Annotated in this window: 6 protein-coding genes; 3 read left to right on the top strand and 3 right to left on the bottom strand. The window is 62.4% G+C overall.

All coding sequences use genetic code 11. The features are described from left to right. From EN749_RS27805 to EN749_RS27795, 3 genes are all read right to left on the bottom strand, one after another. The coding region (locus EN749_RS27805; protein WP_145991028.1) for a glutamine synthetase family protein at positions 1 to 1,084 on the bottom strand (1,084 nt) is incomplete at its 3' end. 86 nt (positions 1,085 to 1,170) lie between these two features. Then, entirely contained in the window at positions 1,171 to 2,733 is a 1,563-nt protein-coding gene (locus EN749_RS27800; protein WP_127809367.1) for an amino acid permease, read from the bottom strand. Positions 2,734 to 2,754: 21 nt separating this feature from the next. Continuing rightward, a complete protein-coding gene (locus EN749_RS27795) occupies positions 2,755 to 3,573 on the bottom strand; it encodes an N-formylglutamate amidohydrolase (RefSeq protein ID WP_127809366.1) in 819 nt (272 codons plus the stop codon). Positions 3,574 to 3,716: 143 nt separating this feature from the next. Here EN749_RS27795 and EN749_RS27790 point away from each other — a divergent pair, with 143 nt between their 5' ends. From EN749_RS27790 to EN749_RS27780, 3 genes are all read left to right on the top strand, one after another. Next, entirely contained in the window at positions 3,717 to 4,544 is an 828-nt protein-coding gene (locus EN749_RS27790) for a MurR/RpiR family transcriptional regulator (protein WP_127398961.1), read from the top strand. Positions 4,545 to 4,737: 193 nt separating this feature from the next. After that, positions 4,738 to 5,901, top strand: coding sequence for an efflux RND transporter periplasmic adaptor subunit (locus EN749_RS27785; RefSeq protein ID WP_128364358.1), 1,164 nt, complete (start codon positions 4,738 to 4,740; stop codon positions 5,899 to 5,901). Then, a partial coding sequence (locus tag EN749_RS27780; protein WP_145991027.1) for an efflux RND transporter permease subunit occupies positions 5,898 to 6,632 on the top strand: 735 nt, incomplete at its 3' end. The genes EN749_RS27785 and EN749_RS27780, both read left to right, overlap by 4 nt.

Genomic DNA, 6,632 nt, shown 5'->3' with positions numbered 1-6,632 from the left:
GGTTCAGATCGGCGCCGCCGATGCGGCATTCCATGCGGATGCCCTTGGTGCCCTCGCCGCACAGGCGGAAGCCGGCGGTGCGGTTATCCTCGCTCCACATGATCTTGGTCGGCGCGAAGGTGCCGGCCTGGAAGCGCTTGTAGGAGTTGATGTAGGGCGCCAGGAACCAAGTGAATTCCTTGGCGTATTTGAGCTGGCCGGCGGCCCATTGCTGGCCAAGCGTCGACAGCGTCCAGTCCGCCTTTTTGTCGAAGAACAGCGGCGTCTTGCCGTCGGCGCTCCACAGCGAATTGTGGATGTGGCTGGAATTGCCGGCTAGCCCGTAATTGTACTTGGACATGAAGGAGATCGCTTTGCCCTCGGACTCGGCGATTTCCTTGGCGCCGTTCTTCAGGATGACATGGCGATCGGCCATGTCGAGCGCCTCGGCATAGCGCACATTGATCTCTTCCTGGCCCGGCCCCCACTCGCCCTTGGAATTCTCGATTGGAATGCCGGCCGCTTCCATCTCGTTGCGAAGCCGGCGCATGACGCCTTCTTCCTTGGTGGTGATGCCGATCTGGTAGTCGCCGATATAGGGTGAAGCGGTATCGAGACCTTGCCAGTGCTTCTTGCGGGCGGAATCGTAGGTCTCGTTGAACAGATAGAATTCGAGCTCGGAAGCGAAATAGCCGATATAGCCGCGCTCCGTCAGCCGCTTGACCTGCTTCTTCAGGATGGCACGCGGCGAATGCGGCAGGTCGTCATGGGTGTGGTGGTCGAGCACGTCGCAGATCACCAGTGCCGTCTTTTCCAGCCATGGGATGCGCCGCAGCGTCGCCAGATCCGGCTTCATGACGAAGTCGCCATAACCCTTCGACCAGCTCGCCGCCTTGTAGCCAGGCACCGGCTCCATATCGATGTCGGCGGCCAGCAGATAGTTGCAGCCATGCGTTTCATCATGTGCCGAATCGACGAAGTACTGCGCCAGGAACCGTTTTCCCGCCAGCCGACCTTGCATGTCGACGATGCAGGCCAGCACGGTGTCGATCTCACCGCTGGAGACCGCTTTCTTCAACTGATCGAACGAGAAATTTCCGGCCATTCCTTTGGCACTCCAGCGCTTGTCGATTGAAAGGGAAAACGCAACCATGGCCGGCGCGAGGCCGGCCATGGCCATATTGGGCGATATCAGGCGCCAGCTTCGCCGATAGCCACCTCGGCTGCCTTGATCGCGGCCTGGCGCTTGGCAATCTGGTCACCGATCGGCGGACCCTGGAAGCGACGGTTCTCGAAACCGAACCAAAGCAGGGCGGTCAGCACGATGAAGCCTATGGTGATGTAAAGCACCTTGTCGTTCGGCGGCTGGATGGCGATGTAGAAGATGATGACCATGCCGACGATCGATAGCGCGCAGAACAGCTTGAACAGCCCAGCGCCGAGATTCCACGGGCCTGGAGTCGGCCATTTCGCCGTTCCGAAAGCCAGCATGCCGAGCACGATCGGGATGATGAACGACAGGAACAGGAACACCAGCGTCGAATTGACGACGATGGTGTAGATGTTGGTGCCGCCGATCGAAATGAACTGGGCAAGGAACACATACAGGATCTCGAGGATCGCGGCCGTCCAGATCGCATTGACCGGCGTGCGCCAGGTCGGGTTGACCTTGGCGAGCGAAGCCGAACCGATCGGCATGCCGCCGTCGCGAGAGAAGGCAAACAGCATGCGCGAGGCCGACGTCACTGTGGCGAGGCCGCAGAGGAATTGCGAGATCAGGATGGCGAGATAGAGCAGCTCCTTGAGCCACACGGGCAGGATCGCGTCCATGGTCGAGAAGAACACGCTCCAGCCCTGCTTGGCGCCGGCCGCCAGGTCTGGGATGGCCAGAACGATCGCACACAGCATCACCCAGCCGATCAGCGACGACCAGAGCACGGACGAAACGATCGCGCGCGGAACCGAGTGTGCCGCCTTGAGGGTCTCTTCGGAGGTATGTGCCGACGCGTCATAGCCGGTGATGGTGTACACCGGCAGCAGCAGGCAGAGCAGGAACAGGTAGCTCATGGAGTCGGTTTGCGGAAAAACACCGCCGCCCGCATCGCCTGAATAGTTGGTGAACGTCCACAGCCGGCTGATGTCGATTGCCGGTGCGAACACCAGGCAGGCCACGATCAGCACTGCTGTTGCGCCCAGAATAAGAAAGCCCGAAGCATCGGTGAGCATTGCCGTCAGTTTGATGCCGAAATGGTTGAACAGCGCCTGCAGCACGGTGATGAAGGCGACGAACCCGACGATTTCGCCCGGCGTGCCAGTGATGCCAAACCAGCTGCCGAACGTTCCGACAAAGAAGAACGCAGTGCCGATATTGATCGCGCCGAGCACGGTGATCAGGCCGAACAGGTTGAGCCAGGCGGTGAGCCAGCCGGTGAAACGGTTGCCGAGGATCGACGCCCAATGATAAAGGCCACCGGCGGTCGGGAATGCCGAGGCGATCTGCGCCATGGCGAGCGCAAAAAATCCGGAAACGGCGCAGCCGACGATCCAGCCGATGCCGGCGCCCGCGCCGCCGATCGACGACGTCGCCTGCGCGAATGAATTGATGCCACCCGACAGGATGCAGATGATCGAAAATGAGATGGCGAAATTCGAGAAGCGGCTCATGCTTCGCGACAGTTCCTGGGCATAACCCATTCCGTGGAGGACCTTCAGATCCTCCTTCTTGTCGACATCCGAATAGTCTTGCGCTGACATTTTTGTCCCCTTTTTAAGTTCTTAGCTGGCCGATTGAACTGACTTTCCCATTGCACGTTGTCGGGAGCCCCTGGCCTCCTCGGGCTCCAGATCCAGAAAAATGCCCGTGAGCAGATCCGCCCATTTCCGCTGCCCGGTCTCGCCGGCGATTTCGTCGTTGCGGATTTCGATCATCGCGCAGAGCAAGCCGCGCGAGCGCGCATGCCGTTCCAGCGTGAAATAGACACGGTCGGCCGGCGAATAGGGCTCGTTGACGCCGACGGTGACGCCGGCAAGCCGCTTCAGCGCTGATATCAGCGGTGCCGCCAGCCGGCGATCCTCGTCATGGATGATGCCTATATGCCAGGGCCGGTTGCGTCCCTTGTAGACCGGCGTGAAGGAATGCACCGAAACCAGGCGGGTCGCCTGTCCACGCGCCAGCCGGTCATCGACAATCTGCTCGATGGTGGCATGAAACGGCTGCCACGACAGGGCGACACGGGCCGCACGCTCACTTTCCGACAGGCCGGCATTGCCCGGTATGGCTGTAGTCTCGCTGACCGGCGGTACCAGGTCGGGCGCGTCGAGCGGCCGGTTGCAGTCGACAACGAGACGCGAAATACGGGTTTCGACCAGCGTCGCGTCGAGCGCCTCGGCCATGCGCAGCGCTACCGGCAGCGCGCCTGGATCCCAGGCGATGTGGCGGGAGAGGTCCTCGGCGGCAAGGCCGAGCGTGCCGAATTCGGCGGGCAGGAAGTTCGAGGCGTGATCGCAGGTCAGCACGAAAGGGCTCGATCCGCCGGGGTTCGTCACCCTCACGGTATCAGACGATGCAAGGCTGGCGGGCCGTGCTTTCTCCATAGTCTGCCGTCCCCGGGGAGCGCTGTATCGTATGTTACGTATTTTGTCTCATTGCGTCCCTGTGGATGATTTCATACAGTTTGTCCGGCTTTGTCAAATGCGATTTCGGAAAAGACCGTCGACCGAGCCAGGGTGGGGAAAACATGATTTCCAGCATTGCCGAACTGATCGCCGACCGTATCGGCGCGATGCCGGCCAGCGAACGGCGCGCGGCCCAGACGCTGATCGCCAACTATCCGATGATCGGCCTGAAGACGGTCGCCGAATTTTCGGCCGCGGCCGGCGTCTCCTCGCCGACGATCTTGCGTTTCGTCGCCCGGCTCGGCTTCCAGAATTATCCGGAATTCCAGTCGAGCCTGCAGGACGAGCTGGCCGCGCAACTGCAATCGCCGGCAACAAGGACGCTCAACCCGCCCTCGCCCGGCGGCGGCACGGTGTCGCCGATGCTGGAAGCGACGCTCGACAATATGCGCGAGACGTTCAGACACCTCTCCGACAGGCAGCTTGCCGACATCGCCGCCCGGCTCGCCGACCGGCGCGGCAAGACATTCCTGATCGGCGGCCGCTTCACCGATCCGCTGGCGCGCTACATGGCCGCCCACCTCGCCGTCATCCAGCCGGATGTCTTTCACCTCGCCGGGCAGGAGAGCATGTGGCGCGACCGGCTGATCGACATGGGCAAGCGCGACGTGCTGGTGATCTTCGACATCAGGCGCTACCAGGACAGCCTCGTCCGCTTCGCCGAGAAGGCGCATCAGCGTGGCGTCCAGATCGTGCTGTTCACCGACCAGTGGCTGTCGCCGATCGCCCGCTTTGCTCGTCATGTTATCGCCGGACGAACCGCGGTGCCGTCGGCATGGGACTCTTCGGCTGCCCTTTTCGTTGTCGCCGAAACGCTGATCGGCGCCGTCACCAGGCAACTGGAAGCAGAAGGCGCCAAACGCATTCGCGAGATGGAAAGTCTGCGTTAGTGCCTGTGCGACGATCCAAAGCGTTACGCATATTTTCTCAAAGGTTACATATATTTAATGTGCGCAGCCCCCGGAGAATTGTCATAAAGACGCGATATCGAGGCGGCTTCTTTGCCTTACAATAGCCTCGCTGCGTCTGCTTCATTTCGGGAAACCGGTAGACGGAAGGATTGTTTTACCAACCGGAGTGCCGATGGCCGCCTGGAAACAGATACTTTTTGGACTTGTGGTGCTGGTGGTGGCGGCAGCCGCCTGGCTGCGCTTTTATCCCGGCGCGCCGGACGTGCTGGCACGCTGGGGCATCGACTGGGCCTCCGCGGCAACGCCCCCGGCTGAGACCGGCGCCGCCAACGCGAAGCAGGCAAACGGCCGTAATGGCGGCAACCAGCGGGTGAACGTGGTCGCCCTTGCCGCCACTTCGGCTGTTATCAACGATCGCCTGCAGGCAATCGGCACCGGCCGTGCCAACGCCTCGGTGACCGTTAATCCCTACAGCTCCGGCCGCCTCGCCGAACTGCTGGTCGCATCCGGCAGCCATGTCGATAAGGGACAGATCCTCGCCACCCTGGATTCCGAGACCGAAGTGATCTCTCAGGACCGCGCCAAGCTCGCCTTGCAGGATGCGCAGGCCAAACTCGACCGCGTCAGGTCGCTTCGTGCCTCCAATGCCGCGACACCAGTCGCAGTGGCCGATGCCGAAGTGGTCTTGGCCGGCGCCAAGCTGGCGCTTCAGGATGCGGAACTGGCGCTGCAGCGCCGGTCGATACTGGCACCGATCGCTGGCACTGTCGGCATCCTGCCGATCTCGGCCGGCAATTATGTCACCAACCAGTCGGCCATTGCCACGCTCGACGACCGGTCCTCGATCCTGGTCGATTTCCTGGTGCCCGAGCGCTTCGCTGCCGCCGTCAAGGTCGGCGCACAATTGACGGCGACGCCGATCGCCAATCCCAGCAACGCTTATAGCGGCACCGTTTCGGCCATCGACAACCACATCGATGAAAAGAGCCGCACCCTGCTGGTCAAGGCCAAGATCGCCAACCCTGCGGATTCGTTGCGCGCCGGCATGTCGTTCGGCATCACCATGAAATTTCCGGGGCAAATCTATCCGGCCGTCAGCCCGCTGGCGATCCTGTGGGGGTCGGACGGCGCCTATGTCTGGCAGATCGAGGATGGCAAGGCCAGGCGGGTCCCGGTGCGCATCATACAGCGCAACACCGAGACCGTGCTGATCGACGCCGAGATCGACAATGGCGACATGGTGGTCACAGAGGGCACCCAGAGCGTCAGCGAGGGCGGCGCGGTCCGCCTTGCAGGTGAAGAGCAGCGCGCCGCGGACGCCGCCGCAGGCACATGACCAGCCCCGCCAACACTGCCAGCGAGACCGGCTTCACCGCCCTGTTCATCCGCAGGCCGGTGATGGCCTTCGTGCTGAACACACTGATTGCGGTCGCCGGCCTGGCCGCCTTCTACGGCGTCGAGATCCGCGAACTGCCTGATGTCGATCGCGCGGTCGTCACCGTTTCCACCACCTTCGAGGGCGCGGCGGCCGAGACCGTCGATCGCGAGCTGACCGACACCATCGAGGGCGCCGTCGCCCGCGTCTCCGGCGTCAAGTCGATCTCGTCGTCTTCCTCATTCGGCTCAAGCCGCGTCACCATCGAGTTCAACGATGGCGTCGATCTGAATGTCGCCGCCTCGGACGTGCGTGATGCCGTCGGCCGCGTCGCCAACCAGATGCCGGACACCGCCGATCCGCCGCGCATCGTCAAGGCCGACGCCAATTCCAACCCGGTGATGCGGCTGGCGGTGACCTCGGACAACATGTCGATCCAGGACATGACCGTGGTGGTCCAGGACCAGATCGAGGACGAGTTGGCCGCCGTGCCCGGTGTTGCCGACGTCCAGGTCTATGGCGACCGCGACAAGATCTTCCGCATTGACGTCGATCAGAACAAGCTGGCCAGCCTCGGCTTCACGGTTGCCGACCTCAGGGCCGCCCTTGCCTCGGTCGCCTTCGATTCCCCTGCCGGTTCGATCACCACGACCAACCAGGACCTGATCGTCCGCACGACTGCCGACGTCACC

Source organism: Mesorhizobium sp. M7A.F.Ca.ET.027.02.1.1 (genome assembly GCF_004022985.1).
Lineage (GTDB): Bacteria > Pseudomonadota > Alphaproteobacteria > Rhizobiales > Rhizobiaceae > Mesorhizobium.
This window is presented reverse-complemented; position numbering and strand designations above follow the sequence as displayed.